The sequence below is a fragment of the Microbacterium terrae genome, from assembly GCF_017831975.1.
Taxonomy (GTDB): Bacteria; Actinomycetota; Actinomycetes; order Actinomycetales; family Microbacteriaceae; genus Microbacterium; species Microbacterium terrae.
Window position 1 is genome coordinate 555,507 of the sequence record NZ_JAFDSS010000001.1, and the last position, 19,246, is coordinate 574,752.

The following is a 19,246-nucleotide window of genomic DNA, read 5'->3' on the forward strand; positions in this document are numbered from 1 at the left end:
GCTCCGGAATCCTCAGTAGACCGTCGTCGGGGTGTCTGCGACCGCGCGCTCGCGCGGATCGGGGTCGTCGGGGCCGGGGAGCGGATCGGGGCCCGTCTTCGACGTCTTGATGATCAGCCCGATCTCGACGACGGCGAGCACGGCGTAGATCAGCGTGAAGGCGATCAGCGAGACGAGCACGTTCCAGCCGGGCACGCTCGGCGAGACGCCGTCTTCGGTGAGCATGAGCCCGAAGACGATCCACGGCTGGCGGCCCATCTCGGTGAAGACCCAGCCGACGAGGATCGCGAACAGCGATGCCGGCCAGGCCCAGATCGCGAGCTTCCAGGCCCACGCGGGCACGTCGCGCTTCGCCTTCTTGCGCGTCAGCCAGAGGCCGACGACCGCGGTCAGCGCGGCGACGCCGCCGAGGCCGATCATCCAGCGGAACGCCCAGTAGGTGACCCAGAGCACCGGTGCGAAGTTGCCGTCGACCTGGTCTGCGAACTGCGGGAACAGCTGCGTGGTGTACTCCGCGTTCAGGTCGTTGATGCCCTCGACGCAGCCGTCGAGCGAATGCGTCGACAGCAGCGCCAGCAGGTACGGCACGCGGATGGAGAACAGCTCACTGGTGCCGTCGGGGGTGCCGAGCGTGAAGATCGAGAACGAGGCATCCGCCCCGCAGACGGTGTCGAAGGTCGCCTCGGCTGCAGCCATCTTCATCGGCTGGGTGTCGACCATGACGAGGCTCAGTTGGTCGCCGGAGAGGGCGACGCCGGCGAAGGCGACGATCATCCCCCACAGCCCGTACTTCAGAGACGAGCGCATCATCTCGACGTTCTGCCCCCGCAGCAGGTGCCAGGCCGAGATCGAGATGATGACCCCCGCCGTCATCATGAACGCCGCGAACAGCGTGTGGGGGAGGGCTGCCAGGGCGACAGGGTTCGTCAGCACCGCGAAGAAGTCGGTCATCTCGGCGCGGGAGCCGTCCTCCGCCATCCGATAGCCGAGCGGGTTCTGCATGAAGGCGTTCGCCGCGAGGATGAAGTATGCCGAGAACCAGGCGCCGATCGTGGCTATCCAGATCGAGGCGAGGTGCAGTGCCTTGGGCAGCTTGTCCCAGCCGAAGATCCAGAGGCCGATGAACGTCGCCTCGAAGAAGAAGGCCATGAGGCCCTCGAAGGCGAGGGGAGCGCCGAAGACGTCGCCGACGAAGCGGGAGTACGCCGACCAGTTCATGCCGAACTGGAACTCCTGCACGATGCCGGTGACGACGCCCATCGCGAAGTTGATCAGGAAGATCTTGCCGAAGAAGCGCGTGAGGTGGAGCCACTTGACGTTCCCGGTGCGGAACCAGGTCGTCTGGAAGATGGCCACCGTGAGCGCCATGCCGAGCGTGAGCGGCACGAAGAGGAAGTGGTACAGCGTGGTGAGGCCGAACTGCCAACGGGCGAGCAGGAGGGGGTCCAACAGATCCACGATGCGTGCTCCGATCGCTCGAGCGGCTGTGCAGTCCGACCACAGTACCATGTGGTCGGACCACATCATCCGGCGGCCCCTGCCGGGCCGTCCCGCCCTCAGAATCCCAGGAACGGGGGCGTTTCGTACAGAGCGCGCGCCGTGAATAATCCACGCAGTGCGGGCCGCCCGTCCGGCGGTCCGGGCTACGCTCGATCCATGACGAGGCGACGGATCGGCGCGGGGGCGGGGGCATGACCGCGATCCCCGTGATGATCTCGTCGCGGATGCCGCGTGCCGCCGCCGACCCGATCGCCGCAGCGCCGGGCGATCCGCTCGTCGACACCCACGGTCGCGTCCACCGCGACCTGCGCATCTCGCTCACCGACCGCTGCTCGCTGCGCTGCACCTACTGCATGCCCGAGCAGGGCAACGAGTGGCTCGCGAAGTCGAGCATCCTGACCCTCGACGAGATCGTGCAGATCGCCCGCGTCGCAGCGGCCGACGGCGTGACCACGTTCCGCCTCACCGGCGGCGAGCCGCTGCTGCGCCAGGACATCGTCGAGGTCGTGCGCAGACTCGCGGAGATCCAGGCTCCCGGCGGCGGCCGTGTCGAGGTGGCGATGACCACCAACGGCATCCGTCTGCCCGAGGTGCTGCCCGGCCTCGTCGACGCCGGTCTGTCACGCCTGAACATCTCGATCGACACGCTCCGACGAGACCGCTTCCGCGACCTCACCCGCCGCGACCGCCTCGACGACGTGTTCGCGGGCATCGCGGCCGCCGCCGAGGCGGGGCTTCGCCCGCTCAAGCTCAACGCGGTGGCGATGCGCGACGTGAACGACGACGAACTGGTCGACCTCGTGGCGTTCGCGCTCGACCACGGCGCCGAGATGCGCTTCATCGAGCAGATGCCCCTCGACGCGGGACACACTTGGGACCGCGCCCGCATGGTCACGCAGGACGAGATCCTCGGCGCGCTCGCCGAGCGCTGGACCCTCACCCCGGTCCCCGGCCGCGGCGGCGCGCCCGCGGCGCGCTGGACCCTCGACGGCGGCCCCGGCGCCGTCGGCGTCATCGCGTCGGTGACCGCGCCGTTCTGCGGCGACTGCGACAGGCTGCGCCTCACCGCCGACGGACAGCTGCGCAACTGCCTGTTCTCGACGACCGAGTACGACCTGCTGCCGATCCTGCGCGGTGATCCGGGCGACCACGTCACGCTGATCGACCGGATGCTGCGCGCCTGCGTGCACGGTAAGCTCCCCGGTCACGCCATCAACGACCCGTCGTTCCTGCAGCCCGCGCGGGGCATGAACGCCATCGGCGGCTGAGGTGGGCAGGCTCACGGTCAACCGCCCGGTCACGCGGATCACGCTGACCGGCGACACCGCCTCGTCGCGGCGCCGCCCCGACACGCTCGTCGTCGAGGAGCCGCTCGAGATCCGCGTCGGCGGCGAGGCGCTCGCCGTGACCATGCGCACGCCCGGGCACGACGTCGAGCTCGCGACCGGCTTCCTCGTCTCCGAGGGTGTCATCGCCGCACCAGAAGACCTGCGTCAGGCGATCCACTGCGCCGGACCGTCGAGCGGACCGCCGGCAGCCGACGACGGCAACAGCTACAACGTGCTCGATGTGACCCTGGCCCCCGGCATCCCGTCGCCGCGGCCCAACCGGTCGTACTCGATGACGAGCGCCTGCGGCATCTGCGGCAAGGACTCGATCGACGAGGTGCGCACCGTGTCGCGCTTCGACCTCGGCGCCGACGCGACGACGGTGCCGGCGCACACGCTCGCCGCACTGCCCGATGTGCTCCGAGCGCAGCAGACGATCTTCGACAAGACCGGCGGGCTGCACGCCGCCGCCCTGTTCGACATCGCGACCGGAGAGCTGCTGGTGCTGCGCGAAGACGTCGGCCGGCACAACGCGGTCGACAAGGTCGTCGGCTGGGCGCTGCAGCAGGGTCGTCTGCCGCTGCGGGCGACGGTGCTCCAGGTGTCGGGCCGGGCGAGCTTCGAACTGGCGCAGAAGGCCGTGATGGCCGGCATCCCGGTCCTCTCCGCGGTGTCGGCGCCGTCGTCGCTCGCGGTCGAGCTCGCCGCGGCGTCGGGTCTCACGCTCGTCGCGTTCGTGCGTGGGGCGTCGCTGAACGTGTACACCGGAGCCGAGCGGGTGACGCTGGCGACGGATGCCATGGACGCGGGCGCATCCGCGTCGGGACGAGCCGCCGCGGGCTGATCCGCTCAGCGGCGCTCGAGCACGACGACGCACGTCGTCGGATCGCACGCGGGCTCCATGCCGGCCACGGCGAGCGGCCCGCCGGCCTCGGCGAGCACGCCCTGCATCACCCCGAGGTGCACACCGCAGACCACTGCGCGACCCTGATTCTCCGCGTGGGCGCACGGCGAAAGGTCGATCGTGAGCGCATCCGCGTCGACGAGGGGATCGAACCCCTCCTCGATGAGGTCCTCCACCAGCGCGTCGAGCTGATGCAGCGCCTCGCCGGTGAGCCCGTCGGGGGCGGTGCCCGGGATCATCCGCCGCAGCAGGTCACCCCGCACCGCCGCGTCGCGCGCCTTGCGCTGCGCGACCGGCGATGACGCCTCGGCGCCCGTGGCCGCGCTGTAGAGCACGCGCGGGCGTCCGCGCGTGGTGCGGCGCTCGGTCTCGCTCACGACGTAGCCCGCGTCGATCAGGCGCTGCAGATGCTCGCGCACCGTGTTGGCGTGCAGCCCCGTCGCCTCGCAGAGCTCGGCCACCGTCCGCCGCGGCTCGAGCTGCATGAGGTGCAGCATCTCGACGCGTGCGGTGTTGGAGATCGCGCTGTACGGCGGACGGGTCACATACCCATTATCGCGGCGGCACCGGGTGCGGGCTCAGCCGTCGACGTCAGAAGACGAACGTCTGCCCGAGGATGAGGATGACCACGAAGAACGCCACGACGATGGCGCCGATGATCGCGAGGGTCTTGCCCGAGAGCTTGGCGACGCCGAAGCCGACGAGGAACGGGATCGCGAACAGCAGCAGCGCGACGACCCACCAGAACGCGACGTAGCCGCCGCTCGAGGCCTCTTCGAGGCGTCCTCCGAACAGCTGCTGGGTGCGCGGGTGGGTCGCGAACGACACCGCGGCCGACAGCGGGAACGCGATGAACGCGAACGTGATGATCCCGATCAGCGAGCCCCACAGCGCCGGGCTGCCGCTGCCGCTGAGGACGCCGCCGCGGAGTTCGTTTTCTTGTTCAGGCATGACGATGACTCTACTGCGCGCCGGGAGCCCCGCCGATCACCCCGGGAACGGACTGTAGGCGCCGAACGTGCCGAACGTCGTCGGGCCCTCCGGTTCGGTGCTTTCGGCGCCGTGGCCGCCCACCAGCGAGCGTGAGAGCGACTCCGCGGCATGCAGCATCTCGTCGAGCGCGCGTGCGAGCGCCTCGTCGCCGAGTTCCTCGCCGGCGAGGGCCGCCCGCAGCGCCGCACGACGAACGAGCTCCTTCGCGAACGATGCGGTGACGCCCTCGGAGCGTCCGGCCGCGGCATCCAGCGCTTCGCTGCTCAGCGCGGTGTCGCGGGCGTACAGGCCGAGGAGCGCGCGTCGCGCGGCCGTGTCGGGGAGGGGCACCTCGACGGCGAGGTCCACGCGACCGGGGCGCTGGGCGAGCGCCGGCTCGAGCACGTCGGCCCGGTTGGTGGTGAGGAGGAACGCGATGTCGGCGTCGCCGGCGACGCCGTCGAGCGCATCGAGGATCTCGAACAGGAGCGGCTGCGGCCCGCCGAACATGCCGCGCTCCATCGCCACGAGGTCGACGTCCTCGAACACGAGAAGCGCGGGGGTCATGGCGCGCGCCAGACGAGCGGCCTCGGCGACGAAGCGGAGGCTGCCGCCCTGCAGGATGATCGCGGTGCGTTCGGGCGTCTCGGCGAGGAGGTGCGCGACGGTGAGGGTCTTGCCGGTTCCGGGCGGCCCGTAGACGAGCACGCCGCGCTTGAGATGCTGACCGGCGGCGCGGAGGCGCTCGGCGTGCTCGCCGATGCCGATGACATGCCCGCGGATGCTGTCGAGCACGCCCTCGGGCAGGATGACGTCGCCGCGGCCGACGTCGGGCCGGGGGAGGAAGGTGAGCTCGCCCATGCCCTGGCCGAACTCGTCGGCGGCGAAGCCGACGACGTTGCCGCGGATGACACTGCGCTCGGTCATCAGCCGATGAACCCGGGCGATGAGCTGCGTGGCGGTGTCGCGCTCGGCGGTGAACACCTCGAGGGTGACCGCCTCGCGACCGTGCATGCGCGAGGCGTTGCGCACGAGCACGGTCACGGGCGCGTCGCCGACGCGGAACAGATGGAGCCCGAACGACACCGTCTGCCGGGTGGAGTCCGGCCCCGTCGCCGTGGAGACGTACTCGACGGGCCCGGGCGCGAACGTGGTGTAGCGGTGGGCGAACAGGTTCTGGGAGTCCTCGTGGTGGCGCTCCATGCCGCCGCTGACGCCGACGAGTCTGGAATCCGGGTCTTCCGCCGCGATGATCGAGAGCGCGATGTCGACGTCGGCCAGCCGGTGTGCGCTCACCTGCTCGGTGGTCACCGGGACCGATCGCGGATCCACTCCGAGGTGCGCTCGCACCACGGCTCCGAGCGGCGTCTCGGCGGGCTCGCGGGTGTCGGGCAGCTCGTTCAGACGCTGGACGAGGCGCTGCAGATCGGTGAGCAGGGCGCGGTCGGTCGGATCCATTCCGACACCGTAGCGGGTGGCGGTGGCACGCCCTCGGCGGGTGTCGCCCAGGCCGCCCCGCGTACCCTTGAGCGGTGGCATCCGTTCTCAACATCTCGGCGTATCTGTTCTCGCGCATCGACGACCCCACTGCTCTGCGCGCGGTGCTCCTCGAACGCGCGACGGCGGCGGGCCTCAGGGGGACGATCATCCTCGCCGAGGAGGGCATCAACATGTTCCTCGCGGGCGACGCCGACGCCGTGCGCGGGTTCGTCGACACCCTCCGCGCCGAGCCTCGCTTCGCCGGCCTCTCGACGAAGGAGAGCTGGTCGGCCGACCAGCCGTTCCGCAAGATGCTCGTGAAGGTCAAGCGCGAGATCATCCGCATGGACCACCCGACGATCCGGCCCGAGGGCGCGCGCGCACCCGCCGTCGCGCCGGCGACCCTGCGGCGCTGGCTCGATCAGGGCCACGACGACGACGGTCGCGCGGTCGTCATGCTCGACACGCGCAACGCGTTCGAGGTCGACCACGGCACGTTCGCCGGTGCCGTCGATTGGCGCATCGAGAAGTTCACGCAGTTCCCGGATGCCGCTGCCGCCCACCGCGACGAGCTCGCAGGCAAGACCGTGGTGAGCTTCTGCACCGGCGGAATCCGCTGCGAGAAGGCGGCGATCCACCTGCGCGACCTCGGCGTCGAGGCGCTGCAGCTCGACGGCGGCATCCTCGGCTGGTTCGAGCACGTCGGCGGCGACCACTACGACGGCGACTGCTTCGTGTTCGACGAGCGTCGCCTGCTCGACGCCGGGCTCAGCCCGCGCCCGGCCTGAACCCGGCGTGCGAGCGGGCCTGGACCCGGGCTGAACGCCGCCGGCGAGCGGCGCTGACGTAGGCTCGACGGGTGAGTTCCCGGGCCGTCGTCGTCGGAGCGCTGGCGCTGGATGCCGCGCTCGTCACCACGTTCGCGGCGATCGGCCGCGCGAGCCACGGTGAGGCGGCGCTCGACGGACTGTGGATCACGGCCTGGCCGTTCCTGGTCGGGATGCTCGTCGGCTGGGCCGTGACACGGGCATGGCGGATGCCGGCCGCGCCGCTTCGCACCGGCATCGGCGTGTGGGCGGCGGCCGTCGTGATCGGGATGCTGCTCCGCGCCCTCACCGGCCAGGGCACCGCCGTGGCCTTCATCATCGTCGCGACGATCACCCTCGGCGTCTTCCTCGTGGGATGGCGAGCCATCGCGGCGCTGGTCTCGCATCGCCGCGCGTCGCGCGCACCCTCCTGACCTTCCGCCCGGTGCGGGTCACCACCCGCTGCGGGTGGGTGTGTGGTCGTCTCGCGCGTCGCCCGGCATCGCCATCTCGGCGCGCATCCCGAGGAGGCGCACCGCGCGCTCGGGGTCGATCTTCGCGATGAGCCCCCGGGCTTCGGCGACCACGGCCTCGCGGTCATGCGTCTCCTTCACGCGGCGTGTGAACGTCTTCGTCGTGAACGGCGCGTAGCGCACCTTGAGGGCGAGGCCGACGACCGGTCGTGCTTCGGCCTCGACGTCGCCCAGCACCTGATCGAGCAGGGTCAGAGCGGCGTGCTCGATCTCGCTGCGCGCGGTCAGATCGTGCGCGAAGGTGGTCTCGCGGCTGTGGCCGCGCGCCACCCACGGGGTGTCGTCCACCATCGACGAACCGTCGCCGCGGCCGAGCTGCCGGTACCACGGCCCCATCCGCGGGCCGAACTCGGCGACGAGGGGAGCGTCGTCGGCCGCGGCGAGTTCGGCGACGGTCGCGATGCCGAGCGTCTTGAGTCGGGTCGAGACCTTCGACCCCACGCCCCACAGCTCCCGGGTCGGACGGGCACCCATCACCGCGAGCCAATTGTCGGCCGTGAGGCGGAACACGCCCTGCGGCTTGCCGAAGCCGGTCGCGACCTTCGCGCGCACCAGGGTGTCGCCGATGCCCACGCTGCAGTGGAGCCGGGTCTGCTGGAGGACGGACTGCTGGATGCCGCGCGCCTCGGCCTCCGGGTCGCTCGCGGTGAGACCGACGAACGCCTCGTCCCAGCCGAGCACCTGCACGACAGCTCCGGGCCAGGCGCGGAGCGTCGCCATGACGGCCTCAGACGCGGCGGTGTACGCCTCGGCGTCGACGGGGAGCAGCACCGCGTCGGGCACCTTCCGCAGGGCGACGCTGAGCGGCATGCCCGAGCCCGCGCCGAACGCGCGCGCCTCATACGACGCGGTCGAGACGACGGCGCGCTCGGTGCGGTCGCCGTGCCCGCCGACGATCAGCGGCAGCCCGGCGAGCTCGGGATGCCGCAGCACCTCGACGGCGGCGATGAACTGGTCGAGATCGACGTGCAGCACCCACGGATGCCGGTCTTCGCTCATGCGCCCAGTGTCTCGGATGGCGGCGCGAGCCGGAACCCACCGGGAACCCACCGGATGGGCAGAGAACCTGCGCGTGGGCAGCAGATCGCATGCCCACGCGCAGGTTTCGTGCTCATCGGAGAGTGGAAGGCGTCAGTCGAGACCGTTCGACGCCAGCCAGTCGGCCGCGATGTCGTCGGAGGACCGCTGGTCGACCGTCGACTCGACGTTCAGGGCGACGAGGCCCTCGGGAGTGAGGGCTGCGCTCACCGCGTTGATCACATCCGCGATCTCGTCGGCGACGTCGGTGCTCACCAGCGGCACGACGTTCGATGCGAGGAAGAGGCCCTCGGGGTCCTCGAGCGTGACGAGGTTCTGGGTCTCGATCAGGGGATCGGCGCTGTACACGTTGGCGATCTGGATGTTGCCCGCGACGAGCTCGTCGACGGTGGTGTCGCCGGTCGCCTCGAAGCCGACGGTGACGCCGTAGACGTCCTCGAGCCCGGTCGGGCCGTACGGGCGCTCTTCGAGCTCGGGTGCGCCGCCGAGCACGAGACCCTCGATGCCGGCGAGGTCGCCGATCGCGGTGAGGGAGTTCTCCTCGGCGAAGTCGGCGGTGACGTTGTACGAGTCCTGGTCGGTGGCGGGCGACTGGTCGAGCACCGTCAGACCGTCGGGCAGCGCCTCCTGCAGCGCGGCGTACACGTCGTCGCTCGTGGTGGCGGTGGTCGCGGGATCGAAGGACTGCAGCAGGTTGCCGGTGTACTCAGGGAAGAGGTCGATCGATCCGTCCTCGAGCGACGGCAGGTACGCATCGCGCTGGCCGATGTTGAAGTTGCGCTCGACCTCGAACCCGGCGCCCTCGAGAGCCTGGGCGTAGATCTCGGCGATGATCTCGTTCGAGTAGTACGCCTGCGAGCCGATGACGATGGTCGACGAGCCGCCGTCGCCGCCGTCGCCGGTGTCGCCGCCGATCGGGTCGCTCGAGGCGCATCCGGCGAGGGCGAGGGCCGCGACGCCGAGTGCGGCGATCGCGGTGGTCATGCGCATTCGTGAGATGGACATGGGGCCTCCTGGTGTGGTGTGGGGTCGAGGATCAGGCTGGTGCGGGCTCGCGTTCGGCGGCGGGTGCGGCGCTGCCGGAGTGCGCGGGCTCGGTGAGCGTGCGCGGGCTTCCGTCGAAGGGTGACGGGTCGAAGCGTCGGCTGACGCCCCGCGGCACGACGGCGCGCTGCAGCAGCGCGAACAGGCCGTCGAGGATGAGTGCGAGCGCGACGACGAGGATCGATGCGCCGAGGATCTGGTCGAAGCGACGCAGCGGGATGCCCTGCAGGATGTAGTAGCCGAGCCCGCCGAGGCCGACGTAGGCGGCGATCGTGACCGTCGCGACGACCTGGAGCGTCGCCGAGCGCAGGCCGCCGATGAGGAGCGGCAGGCCGAGCGGCACCTCGATGCGCCAGAACACCTGCCATGGGGTCATCCCCATGGCGCGGCCCGCATCGATCACGTGACGGTCGATCGCCTCCACCCCCGAGTAGGCGCCGGCGAGGATCGAGGGGATCGCGAGCAGCACGAACACGATCACCGCGGCCTCGGTCTTGTGCACGACGCCGAGGATGAGCACGAGGAGCACGATGAGGCCGAACGACGGGACGGCGCGAGCCGCGCCCGACAGCGCCACGGCGAACTCGCGCCCGCGGCCGGTGTGGCCGATGGCCCAGCCGGCGGGGATCGCGATCAGCGCGGCGATCGCCACCGAGGCGAAGGTGAACGCGAGGTGCTGGGCGATGGCCTCCGGGAGGGGAAGCGACCCGGTGAGGCGCTCGGGAGAGAAGATCCACGCGAACGCGTCGATGATCGGGTTCATGCCGCTGCCCCCACGGTCTTCGCCGCCGGAGCGGGGCCGGTGGTCGCACGGGTCCACGGCATGAGCACGCGGCCGAGCAGCACGAGGAAGAGATCGATGACGAGTGCGACGACGACCACGGCGACGACGCCGGCGAGCACCTCGGGGATGATGCGTCGCTGCGAGCCGTTGGTGAAGAGGTACCCGAGGTTCTCGACGCCGATGAGGATGCCGACGGTCGCGAGCGAGATCGTCGAGACGGCCGCCACCCGCAGACCCGCGAGGGTGACGGGGCCCGAGAGCGGGAACTCCACGCGCCAGAACCTCTTCCACGCCCCGAAGCCGACCGCGGCCGCCGCCTGACGGACGGCGGGATCCGTCGACGCGAGGGCGTCGGTGACCGCGCGCGTCATGATCGCGACGGCGTAGATCGTGAGCGCGATGATCAGGTTGGTCTCCGACAGCAGCGGCACGCCGAAGAGGGTGGTGATGAGCGGGAACAGCCCGAGCGAGGGGATCGTGTAGAGCAGGCCGACCGTGGTGAGCATGGGGCCGCGCAGCCCCGTGTACCGGAACGCGAGCCAGCCGAGGGGGATCGCGAGGGCGAAGCCGAGGACGATCGCGATGAGGCTCTGCCGCAGGTGGGCGACCGTGAGCGCCCCGATCAGATCGAGGTTGTCGAGCACCCAGGTCACGTGCCGGCCCCTCTCACGCTGTGCCCGCCTCGACGGCCTCCCCGACGAGCACACCCTGCGTGCGCCCCTGCGCGTCGACGAGGACGGTGCCGCGCGGCGTGTGCTTGAGCGAGAGCGCCCGGGCCCCGCGCTCGGCGCCGATGAAGTCGGCGACGAAGTCGTCGGCGGGGTTCTCCATGATCTCGCTCGGGCTGCCGACCTGCGCGATCTGCGCGCCCGGGCGCAGGATCACCACCTGGTCGCCGAGCAGGAACGCCTCGTCGATGTCGTGGGTCACGAAGACGACGGTCTTGTCGAGGTCGCGCTGCAGGCGGATCGTCTCGGCCTGCAGTTCGCGGCGCACGATCGGGTCGACGGCGCCGAAGGGCTCGTCCATGAGGAGGATCGCCGAGTCGGCGGCGAGGCCGCGGGCGACGCCGACGCGCTGCTGCTGCCCGCCGGAGAGCTGGCTCGGGTAGCGCGACGCGAGGGAGCGGTCGAGGCCGACGAGGTCGAGCAGCTCCAGCGCCCGCTCGCGGGCGGCAGCCTTCGGCGCGCCTTTCAGGATCGGCACCGTCGCGACGTTGTCGATCACGCTGAAGTGCGGCATGAGTCCGGCGCTCTGCAGCACGTAGCCGATGCCGCGGCGCAGCTGCACCGCATCCTTGCTGGCGATGTCTTCGCCGTCGATCGTGATGCGCCCGGCGGTGGGTTCGACCAGGCGGTTGATCATGCGCAGGAGGGTGGTCTTGCCGCATCCCGACGATCCGACGAACACCGTCGTCTTGCCGGCGGGGATCGTGATCGAGAAGTCGTCGACGGCCACGGTTCCGTCAGGGAACCGCTTGGTCACAGCCTCGAACTCGATCGACATGGTCGTACCTCCTCGGGGTAACCAGCCAACCACACCCCGCGGACACCGGGGCGGGGCTCGGAGATTCCGTCCGCGCGCGGTAAGGTATGCGGCCGCGGCGCGCAAGGGCTCGACGCGCCGGACGCCGCACATCTAGCGTTGCCCCATGACCGCACGCGAATACGACCTCATCGTCATCGGCGCCGGCCCCGTGGGCGAGAACGTCGCCGACCGGGCTCGGGCGGGAGGCCTCTCGGTCGCGATCGTCGAGAGCGAACTCGTCGGCGGCGAGTGCTCGTTCTGGGCGTGCATCCCGTCGAAGGCCCTGCTGCGACCGGGGGCCGCGGTGCGCGCAGCCCGCGCCGTCGACGGGGCGAAGCAGGCGGTGACGGGCGATCTCGACGTCGCAGCCGTCCTCCGGCGGCGCGACACGTTCGTGCACGAGTGGGACGACACGTCGCAGGTCGACTGGCTGATCGACATCGGCGCCGATCTGGTGCGCGGCCACGGCCGCATCACCGGGGAGCGCGCGGTCGAGGTGACCGGCGCGGACGGGTCCGTCACCAGCCTCGTGGCGCTGCACGCGGTCGCCGTCTGCACCGGCTCGGCGGCGCTCCTCCCCGACATCCCGGGGCTCGCGGATGCCGCTGCGTGGACGAGCCGCGAGGCGACGGGCGCCCGCGAGATCCCGCCGTCGCTCGCGATCATCGGCGGGGGAGTGGTCGCCTGCGAGATGGCGACCGCGTTCTCCGACCTCGGAGCATCCGTCACCGTCCTCGCCCGATCCGGTCTGCTCGGCGGCTTGGAGCCGTTCGCCGGCGACCTGGTCACCGCAGCCCTCCGCGAGCGCGGCGTGGACGTCCGCACCGGGGTGTCGCCCGCCGAGGTGCGCCGCGACGGAGCCGGCGACGTCGTCCTCACCCTCGACGACGGCAGCGAGGTCCGTGCGGCAGAGGTGCTCGTGGCGACCGGGCGCGTTCCGCGCACCGGCGATCTCGGGCTCGACAGCATCGACATCGCGCCCGGGACCTGGCTCGACGTCGACGACACCCTGCGCGTGCGCGGCACCGACTGGCTCTACGCCGTCGGCGACAGCAACCACCGGGCGCTGCTGACACACCAGGGCAAGTACCAGGCGCGCGCCGCGGGAGACGTGATCGCCGCGCGCGCGAACGGAACGGCGACGGATGCCGCGCCCTGGGGTGCTCACGCCGCCACGGCGGACCACGACGCGGTGCCGCAGGTGGTGTTCACCGATCCGGAGGTCGCCGCCGTGGGGCTCACAGCGGATCGCGCGCGGGAGCGTGGGCTCGAGGTGCGGGTGGTCGACTACGACCTGGGCGCGGTGTCGGGGGCGAGCGAGTACGCCGACGACTACCGAGGCGGCGCGCGGATGGTGGTCGACGAGAGCCGCGGCGTGCTCGTCGGGGCGACCCTCGTCGGGCCGGATGTGGCCGAGCTGCTTCACGCGGCGACCGTCGCGATCGTCGGCGAGGTGCCGATCGGGCGGCTGTGGCATGCGGTGCCGGCGTACCCGACGATCAGCGAGGTGTGGCTCCGGCTGCTCGAGGCGTACGGGCGTCCGACCCCGTCGTGAACCTGGGCGGGATCAGCCTCCTGCCAGGTGGGTCTGCGAGAATGACAGGTCGCCTCGCCGCCGCGCGGCGCGGCATCCGCCCGTCATCCGCCCCACTTCTGGAGGACCATGTCTCCCGCAGCCCTCGCCCGCACCGTCGACCACACGCTGCTCAAGCCCGAGGCCACCACGGCGGACATCGACGCGGCCATCGCCGAGGCTGCGTCGCTCGGCGCCTACAGCGTGTGCGTCTCGCCCTCCGCGCTCCCCGTCGAGGTTCCGTCCGGGCTCAAGCTCACGGTCGTGTGCGGGTTCCCCAGCGGCAAGCACCAGCCGGAGGCGAAGGCTGCCGAGGCGCGCATCGCCGTCGCGCAGGGAGCGGACGAGATCGACATGGTGATCGACCTCGGCGCAGCCCGCGAGGGCCGGTACGACGACGTCGAGGCCGACATCCGCGCCGTGCGCGAGGCCGCGCCGCAGCCGATCGTGCTCAAGGTCATCATCGAGTCGGCTGCGCTCTCCGACGAGGCGATCGTCGGCGCGTGCCGGGCGGCCGAGGCTGCCGGGGCCGACTTCGTCAAGACCTCGACCGGATTCCACCCCGCGGGCGGTGCATCCGTCCACGCGGTCGCGCTCATGAAGCAGACCGTCGGCGACCGCCTCGAGGTGAAGGCCTCGGGCGGCATCCGCTCGCTCGCCGACGCCGAGGCGATGCTCGGAGCCGGCGCGACCCGCCTCGGCCTGTCGGCCACCCGCGCCATCCTCGACGATCAGGTGGCGCAGGGCTCGTACTGACCCGACGGCGAATGCACGGATGCCGCGGCCCTCGGGTCGCGGCATCCGTCGTCTCGTGAGTTCGCGGCGCTGCGTCAGCGCCCCGGCGGGTCAGGCCGTCGCGTCGGCCCGCTTGGGCAGCACCCATCCCGCGCGCGGGAAGTGGCAGGTGTAGCCGTTCGGGATGCGGATCAGGTAGTCCTGATGCTCGGGCTCGGCCTCCCAGAACGGGCCGGCCGGCTCGATCGTGGTGACGGCCCGGCCCGGCCACAGGCCTGAGGCGTCGACGTCGGCGATCGTGTCGCGCGCGACCTGCTCCTGCTCCGACGAGAGCGGGAAGATCGTCGAGCGGTAGCTCGAGCCGATGTCGTTGCCCTGACGGTTCAGGGTCGACGGGTCGTGGATCTGGAAGAAGAACGCGAGGATGTCGCGGTACGTGGTCTTCGCGGGGTCGAAGACGATCTCGACCGCCTCGGCGTGGCCGGGGTGGTTGCGATAGGTCGCGTGCGCGTTCTCGCCGCCGGTGTAGCCGACGCGCGTGCCGAGCACGCCGGGCTGGCGGCGGATGAGGTCTTCCATGCCCCAGAAGCAGCCGCCGGCGAGCACTGCCGTCTCGCTGCCGGGGGTCTGGGTGATGCTGCCGGTGTCGGCGGGTCCGCTGGTCATGTCGGTGTCCTTCGCTGTCTCGAGAATTATCCCAGGGTGACGGCTGAGGCGCAGGCCCTACCGTCATCCAGGGTCAACGCCCGGGGAGCCCGATTCGGTCCCGCCAAACTGGGAGCGGGCCGTGAATCGCGACGGATGCGGCGCCCGACCGTCATCGATAGCGTGGCCCCGGGCGAATGGAGCAGCGATGGACAAGGTCGATCTGAAGGCGGTCATCCCCGCCTACCGCGCACAGCGGGGTCGGTTCGAGATCGTCCAGGTGCCGCCGCTGCGCTACCTCATGATCGAGGGCGCCGGTGACCCGAACACCGCGGCTGCGTACTCGGAGGCGGTCTCGGCGCTCTATTCGGTCGCGTACAAGCTGAAGTTCCGCAGCAAGCGCGAGCTCGGGCGCGACTACGTCGTGATGCCGCTCGAGGCGCTGTGGTGGGCTGACGACATGGACGCGTTCACGGCGGCACGCGACAAGGGCCGATGGCAGTGGACGCTGCTCAATCTCGTGCCCGACTGGATCGACGCGGATCTGGTCGCCGAGACGCAGGACGCCGTCGCCCGCGCGAAGGATGCGTCGCCCGCGGTCGTCCGGCTGCGGCTGGAGGAACTCGCGGAGGGCCGCTGTGTGCAGACCCTCCACGTCGGCTCGTACGACGACGAGGCCCCGGTGCTCGCCGCGATGCACGGCGAATTCATCCCGGCAGCCGGGCTGCAGATGACGGGCCGGCACCATGAGGTGTACCTGAACGACCCCAGACGCACCGAGCCCGACAGGCTGCGCACGATTCTGCGTCAGCCTGTCGGGCCCGTGATGTAGGTGTGGGCACCCGGCCTCGGCCGGGTGCGGCGGGGTCAGTACCAGCCGGTCGACTGCGAGTGGCCCCATGCGCCGCACGGCGTGCCGTAGCGACCCTGGATGTAGCCGAGGCCCCAGCTGATCTGCGTGGCGGCGTTGGTCTGCCAGTCGGCGCCGGCCGAGCCCATCTTGCTGCCGGGGAGGGCCTGCGGGATGCCGTAGGCGCCGCTGCCGGCGTTGTACGCCGACACGTTCCAGCCCGACTCCTTGTTCCACAGCGACACGAGGCAGGAGAACTGGTCGCCGCCCCAGCCGTAGCTCGCGAGCATGCCCTTGGCGATCGACTGCGCCTCGGCGGCGCTGGTGCCGGCCGCGGCGTACGCGGGGCGCGGTGCACTGGTGGCCGTCGACGACCCCGAGGAGCTCGATGCGGCGGCGGCTTCCTGCGCGGCCTTCTCAGCGGCGGCCTTCTCAGCGGCCTCGCGTGCGGCCTTCTCGGCGGCGGCCTTCTTGGCAGCCTCCTCCTCGGCCTTGCGCTTCTTCGCGGCGTCGAGCGCGGTGCGCAGTTCGGCGACCTCGCCGTCGACCGCGGCGACGCCGGCGGTGACCTCGTCGGTCAGGCTGGGGACGAGCGGGGCGGGCAGGTCGAGCCCGTTGGTCAGGCGTGTCGCCGCGGCGGCGAGGACCGTGGTGTCGACGTCGGTGTCGTCGGTGCCGATGTCGAGTCCGGCCGATTCGATGTCGGCCTCGATCGCCGCCGCCGCCTCGACCGACGCCGTGGCCGCGTCGAGGGCGTCGTGCGCCGACGTCGAGATCGGGTCGGTCGCGTCGTCGGTCACGATGGCGGTCGGTGCGGCCGTGGTGAACGACGCGAGCGCGAAGTCGCCCAGTCCGGTCGACGCCTCGGCAGCCGACAGGGGCGACGGCACGGCGGCGCCGGCGGTCGCGAGGACGCCGACGGCGAGTGCCGAGAGGACGACGGTGGTGCGGCGTCCGGCGCGGGCGCGGGCGCGGCGGGCGCGACGATCAAGGGCAGCAGCAGAGGTGGATCGCATGAAGAGAAAACCGGTTCCGTATCGGGTGTACGCGCCTTCGGGTGGCGCTCGTGCACCCGTTCGGGCGGCACAAGGCCCCGAGTCTGCCCACCTCGTCTGGACGGTTCCGGTGCGTTACCTGAACGTTACATGTGAGCGGGGCGCGTGAAAATGCCTGATCACGCGCCCCGCTGTTCGGTCTCTCCGACCCGTTCTCAGGCTCCCGAGGAGCCTCCGGCACCCGTTCCGGCGGCCTTCGCGGCCGTCGCTGCGGCCCGCTGCTCGGCCTCGAGGCGCTCGGCCTCCTCGCCGCCGATCGCCTCGCCGCGCGCGACTAGTCCGGCCACGTCCGACAGGGGGATCTCCTTGAGGAACAGCGACAGGATGAACGCCACGGCCATGAACGGCACCAGGTACCAGAACACCGGCGCGAGGGCATCGGCGTACGCCGTCACGATCGCGTCGCGCACCGGTCCGGGCAGGTCGTTGAGGGCTGCGGGATCGATCGTCGCGGCCGCGCCCGCGGCCTGATCGGGCGAGGCGCCAGCATCGGTGAACGCGGCGAGAAGATTCTCGGTGAGGCGGCTGGTGAAGATCGCGCCGAACACCGCGATGCCGAGCGCCGCACCGGCTTCGCGGAAGTAGTTGTTCGAGCTCGTCGCCGTGCCGACCTGCGTGGCGGGCACCGAGTTCTGGGCCACCAGCACGACGACCTGCATCACGAGGCCGAGGCCGGCGCCGAAGAAGAACAGGTACACGCAGATGAGCCAGATCGGCGTCTCCGCGGTGAGTGTCGTCATCACGGCCATGGTCGCGCCGGTGATGAGCGTGCCGAGGGCCGGGAAGATGCGGTAGCGCCCGGTCTTGGTGATGAGAAGTCCCGAGACGATCGAGGTGCCCATGAGGCCCACCATCATGGGGAGCATCAGCAGACCGGATGCCGCGGCCGAGGTGCCCGACGACATCTGCAGGAACGTCGGCACGAAGCCGATGGCGGCGAACATGCCGATACCGATGACGAAGCCGATGAGCGTCGTGTTGACGAACACCGGGTTCTTGAAGAGCGACAGCGGCATCACCGGGTCGGCCGCACGCGACTCGGTGAAGACGAACAGGGCGATCGCCGCGAGCAGCCCGGCGCCCCAGGCCCACGTGACGGGGTCGTCCCAGCCGTGGTCGCGGTCGCCGCCGAAGTCGGTGAAGAAGATGAGGCACGTGGTCGCGGCCGACAGGAACAGCACGCCCAGCCAGTCGATCGGCTGCGTGGCCTTCTTGCTCGGCAGCTTCAGCGCGAACAGGGCGATGAGGAAGGCGATGATGCCGACCGGGATGTTGATGTAGAACGCCCACTGCCAGGTGAGGTGGTCGACGAAGTAGCCGCCGAGGAGGGGGCCGGCGACCGCCGACAGGCCGAAGATCGCGCCCAGGGGGCCGAGGTACTTGCCGCGCTCGGACGCGGGCACGATGTCGGCGATGATCGCCTGGGAGAGGATCATGAGTCCGCCGCCGCCGAGGCCCTGCATCGCGCGGAAGATGACGAACATCCAGAAGTCGCCGGCGAACGCGCATCCCACCGAGGCGAGCGTGAAGATCGCGATCGCGATCAGGAAGAGGTTGCGCCGTCCGAGCACGTCGCCGAACTTGCCGTAGATGGGCATGACGATCGTGGTCGCGAGGATGTACGCGCTCGTGATCCAGACCTGATGCTCGACGCCGCCGAGCTCGCCGACGAGGGTCGGCATCGCGGTGGAGACGATCGTCTGGTCGAGGCTCGACAGGAGCATGCCCGCGATCAGGGCGGAGAAGATGATCCAGATGCGTCGCTGCGTCAGCAGCATCGGACCGTCGCCGGAGGCGACGGTCGGGGTGGGGGCGGTGGCTGTCATCGGGTGCTTTCGGTGTCGTTCGGGGTCTGCGATGAGAAGAGGGCGTGGGCCGCGGCGATCTGGCGGTCGAGCGCCGCGGCGAAGGTCGTGGGGGAGTCGGGATCGAGCGAGGCCGGAACGGCGATGCGCGCGAGGTGGCCGACGATCTGCACTGCGGCGACGACGCGCGGGTCGTCAGCAGGAAGACCTTCGCGACGTGCGACGAGGGCGAAGTCCTTCACCTCGTCTGCGCGATGGCGGTCGATCATGTGGGTGACCAGGCGCGGCTCGCGCTCCGCGGCGGCCATGAGCTCGGCTGCATCCGTGTGATCGAACTCGAAGGACGTCCACCGGGCCTCGGTGAGCGCCGCGTAGTCGGAGACGAGGTTCGCCGAGAGCTCCCCGGGTGCGGTCTTCGGCCTCATCGCGACGAAGAACTCGTCGATCTCGGTCGTGTCGTGGTGCAGGGCGAAGCCGAGGACGGCGTCTTCCTTCGATGCGAAGTAGTTGAAGAAGGTGCGCCGCGAGATGCCTGCTTCGTCGCAGAGCTCCTCGACGGTGAAGCCGGTGAGTCCCGACGCCGCCGTCGCGCGGCGCGCGAGCGATACGAGGGTGCGGGTCGTCTCGGCGCGGCGGCGGTCGCGGACGCCGGTTGCACTTTCGATCAC

At 71.0% G+C, this 19,246-nt stretch carries 20 protein-coding genes; 7 read left to right on the forward strand and 13 right to left on the reverse strand.

All coding sequences use genetic code 11. The annotated features are described in order from the left end of the window. Positions 1-12: 12 nt before the first annotated feature. Complete coding sequence (locus JOD63_RS02480; RefSeq protein ID WP_045277433.1) at positions 13-1,458, reverse strand: cytochrome ubiquinol oxidase subunit I; 1,446 nt, start codon at positions 1,456-1,458, stop codon at positions 13-15. A 233-nt stretch (positions 1,459-1,691) separates the two neighbouring features. On the opposite strand from JOD63_RS02480, the gene moaA reads away from it, so the two are divergent. Together moaA and fdhD are read left to right on the forward strand one after the other, a co-directional pair. Beyond that, positions 1,692-2,768 (forward strand): GTP 3',8-cyclase MoaA, encoded by a 1,077-nt coding sequence (gene moaA, locus JOD63_RS02485; protein ID WP_045277306.1) that lies wholly within the window; start codon positions 1,692-1,694, stop codon positions 2,766-2,768. Between the two features lies 1 nt (position 2,769). Beyond that, a complete protein-coding gene (fdhD, locus tag JOD63_RS02490) occupies positions 2,770-3,672 on the forward strand; it encodes a formate dehydrogenase accessory sulfurtransferase FdhD (protein WP_045277307.1) in 903 nt (300 codons plus the stop codon). 5 nt (positions 3,673-3,677) lie between these two features. Here fdhD and JOD63_RS02495 read toward each other — a convergent pair whose 3' ends face one another. The 3 genes from JOD63_RS02495 to JOD63_RS02505 are packed head-to-tail and all read right to left on the reverse strand — an operon-like array spanning position 3,678 to position 6,162. After that, a complete protein-coding gene (locus tag JOD63_RS02495; protein WP_245618079.1) occupies positions 3,678-4,277 on the reverse strand; it encodes a helix-turn-helix transcriptional regulator in 600 nt (199 codons plus the stop codon). Between the two features lie 46 nt (positions 4,278-4,323). Then, the gene (locus tag JOD63_RS02500) at positions 4,324-4,683 is read right to left on the reverse strand and encodes a hypothetical protein (protein WP_045277308.1); all 360 of its coding nucleotides are present in this window, start codon (positions 4,681-4,683) and stop codon (positions 4,324-4,326) included. A gap of 36 nt (positions 4,684-4,719) precedes the next feature. After that, positions 4,720-6,162, reverse strand: coding sequence for an AAA family ATPase (locus tag JOD63_RS02505; protein WP_045277309.1), 1,443 nt, complete (start codon positions 6,160-6,162; stop codon positions 4,720-4,722). A gap of 74 nt (positions 6,163-6,236) precedes the next feature. On the opposite strand from JOD63_RS02505, the gene JOD63_RS02510 reads away from it, so the two are divergent. Both JOD63_RS02510 and JOD63_RS02515 read left to right on the forward strand, forming a co-directional pair. Next, positions 6,237-6,971, forward strand: a complete 735-nt coding sequence (locus tag JOD63_RS02510; RefSeq protein WP_045277310.1) for a sulfurtransferase — start codon at positions 6,237-6,239, stop codon at positions 6,969-6,971. Positions 6,972-7,042: 71 nt separating this feature from the next. Continuing rightward, positions 7,043-7,423 (forward strand): DUF3054 domain-containing protein, encoded by a 381-nt coding sequence (locus JOD63_RS02515; RefSeq protein ID WP_045277311.1) that lies wholly within the window; start codon positions 7,043-7,045, stop codon positions 7,421-7,423. Between the two features lie 18 nt (positions 7,424-7,441). Here the strand turns inward: JOD63_RS02515 and JOD63_RS02520 are convergent, their stop codons facing one another. From JOD63_RS02520 to JOD63_RS02540, 5 genes are all read right to left on the reverse strand, one after another. Next, the gene (locus JOD63_RS02520) at positions 7,442-8,521 is read right to left on the reverse strand and encodes a DNA polymerase IV (RefSeq protein WP_211088031.1); all 1,080 of its coding nucleotides are present in this window, start codon (positions 8,519-8,521) and stop codon (positions 7,442-7,444) included. Between the two features lie 132 nt (positions 8,522-8,653). After that, the gene (locus JOD63_RS02525; protein WP_045277312.1) at positions 8,654-9,565 is read right to left on the reverse strand and encodes an ABC transporter substrate-binding protein; all 912 of its coding nucleotides are present in this window, start codon (positions 9,563-9,565) and stop codon (positions 8,654-8,656) included. A gap of 31 nt (positions 9,566-9,596) precedes the next feature. After that, positions 9,597-10,367 (reverse strand): ABC transporter permease, encoded by a 771-nt coding sequence (locus tag JOD63_RS02530; protein ID WP_084613787.1) that lies wholly within the window; start codon positions 10,365-10,367, stop codon positions 9,597-9,599. After that, positions 10,364-11,041: an ABC transporter permease gene (locus JOD63_RS02535; RefSeq protein WP_045277313.1), complete on the reverse strand. Its 678-nt coding sequence runs from the start codon at positions 11,039-11,041 to the stop codon at positions 10,364-10,366. Before JOD63_RS02535 ends, JOD63_RS02530 begins: the two co-directional genes overlap by 4 nt. A gap of 13 nt (positions 11,042-11,054) precedes the next feature. After that, complete coding sequence (locus JOD63_RS02540; protein WP_045277314.1) at positions 11,055-11,894, reverse strand: ABC transporter ATP-binding protein; 840 nt, start codon at positions 11,892-11,894, stop codon at positions 11,055-11,057. Between the two features lie 145 nt (positions 11,895-12,039). On the opposite strand from JOD63_RS02540, the gene JOD63_RS02545 reads away from it, so the two are divergent. Together JOD63_RS02545 and deoC are read left to right on the forward strand one after the other, a co-directional pair. Then, positions 12,040-13,470: a dihydrolipoyl dehydrogenase family protein gene (locus JOD63_RS02545; RefSeq protein ID WP_045277315.1), complete on the forward strand. Its 1,431-nt coding sequence runs from the start codon at positions 12,040-12,042 to the stop codon at positions 13,468-13,470. Positions 13,471-13,578: 108 nt separating this feature from the next. Further along, positions 13,579-14,244, forward strand: a complete 666-nt coding sequence (gene deoC, locus JOD63_RS02550) for a deoxyribose-phosphate aldolase (RefSeq protein ID WP_045277316.1) — start codon at positions 13,579-13,581, stop codon at positions 14,242-14,244. Between the two features lie 90 nt (positions 14,245-14,334). Here the strand turns inward: deoC and msrA are convergent, their stop codons facing one another. Next, positions 14,335-14,889, reverse strand: coding sequence for a peptide-methionine (S)-S-oxide reductase MsrA (msrA, locus tag JOD63_RS02555; protein ID WP_045277317.1), 555 nt, complete (start codon positions 14,887-14,889; stop codon positions 14,335-14,337). Positions 14,890-15,076: 187 nt separating this feature from the next. Here msrA and JOD63_RS02560 point away from each other — a divergent pair, with 187 nt between their 5' ends. Further along, positions 15,077-15,700, forward strand: coding sequence for a GyrI-like domain-containing protein (locus tag JOD63_RS02560; RefSeq protein WP_045277318.1), 624 nt, complete (start codon positions 15,077-15,079; stop codon positions 15,698-15,700). A gap of 35 nt (positions 15,701-15,735) precedes the next feature. Here the strand turns inward: JOD63_RS02560 and JOD63_RS02565 are convergent, their stop codons facing one another. The 3 genes from JOD63_RS02565 to JOD63_RS02575 all read right to left on the reverse strand — a co-directional run bounded on the left by JOD63_RS02565 (position 15,736) and on the right by JOD63_RS02575 (position 19,246). Further along, positions 15,736-16,734, reverse strand: coding sequence for an aggregation-promoting factor C-terminal-like domain-containing protein (locus JOD63_RS02565; RefSeq protein WP_045277319.1), 999 nt, complete (start codon positions 16,732-16,734; stop codon positions 15,736-15,738). Between the two features lie 194 nt (positions 16,735-16,928). Further along, on the reverse strand, positions 16,929-18,599 hold the full coding sequence (locus JOD63_RS02570; RefSeq protein WP_045277320.1) for an MDR family MFS transporter: 1,671 nt from the start codon (positions 18,597-18,599) through the stop codon (positions 16,929-16,931). After that, positions 18,596-19,246, reverse strand: coding sequence for a TetR/AcrR family transcriptional regulator (locus JOD63_RS02575; RefSeq protein ID WP_045277321.1), 651 nt, complete (start codon positions 19,244-19,246; stop codon positions 18,596-18,598). Before JOD63_RS02575 ends, JOD63_RS02570 begins: the two co-directional genes overlap by 4 nt.

What these genes read in the sequence shown, in the direction of transcription:
- JOD63_RS02500 (WP_045277308.1), bottom strand. Translation starts at nt 4,683, where the DNA reads ATGCCTGAACAAGAAAACGAACTCCGCGGCGGCGTCCTCAGCGGCAGC.
- msrA (WP_045277317.1), bottom strand. Translation starts at nt 14,889, where the DNA reads ATGACCAGCGGACCCGCCGACACCGGCAGCATCACCCAGACCCCCGGC.
- JOD63_RS02570 (WP_045277320.1), bottom strand. Translation starts at nt 18,599, where the DNA reads ATGACAGCCACCGCCCCCACCCCGACCGTCGCCTCCGGCGACGGTCCG.
- JOD63_RS02565 (WP_045277319.1), bottom strand. Translation starts at nt 16,734, where the DNA reads ATGCGATCCACCTCTGCTGCTGCCCTTGATCGTCGCGCCCGCCGCGCC.
- JOD63_RS02520 (WP_211088031.1), bottom strand. Translation starts at nt 8,521, where the DNA reads ATGAGCGAAGACCGGCATCCGTGGGTGCTGCACGTCGATCTCGACCAG.
- JOD63_RS02545 (WP_045277315.1), top strand. Translation starts at nt 12,040, where the DNA reads ATGACCGCACGCGAATACGACCTCATCGTCATCGGCGCCGGCCCCGTG.
- moaA (WP_045277306.1), top strand. Translation starts at nt 1,692, where the DNA reads ATGACCGCGATCCCCGTGATGATCTCGTCGCGGATGCCGCGTGCCGCC.
- deoC (WP_045277316.1), top strand. Translation starts at nt 13,579, where the DNA reads ATGTCTCCCGCAGCCCTCGCCCGCACCGTCGACCACACGCTGCTCAAG.
- JOD63_RS02505 (WP_045277309.1), bottom strand. Translation starts at nt 6,162, where the DNA reads ATGGATCCGACCGACCGCGCCCTGCTCACCGATCTGCAGCGCCTCGTC.
- JOD63_RS02540 (WP_045277314.1), bottom strand. Translation starts at nt 11,894, where the DNA reads ATGTCGATCGAGTTCGAGGCTGTGACCAAGCGGTTCCCTGACGGAACC.
- JOD63_RS02560 (WP_045277318.1), top strand. Translation starts at nt 15,077, where the DNA reads ATGGACAAGGTCGATCTGAAGGCGGTCATCCCCGCCTACCGCGCACAG.
- JOD63_RS02530 (WP_084613787.1), bottom strand. Translation starts at nt 10,367, where the DNA reads ATGAACCCGATCATCGACGCGTTCGCGTGGATCTTCTCTCCCGAGCGC.
- JOD63_RS02525 (WP_045277312.1), bottom strand. Translation starts at nt 9,565, where the DNA reads ATGTCCATCTCACGAATGCGCATGACCACCGCGATCGCCGCACTCGGC.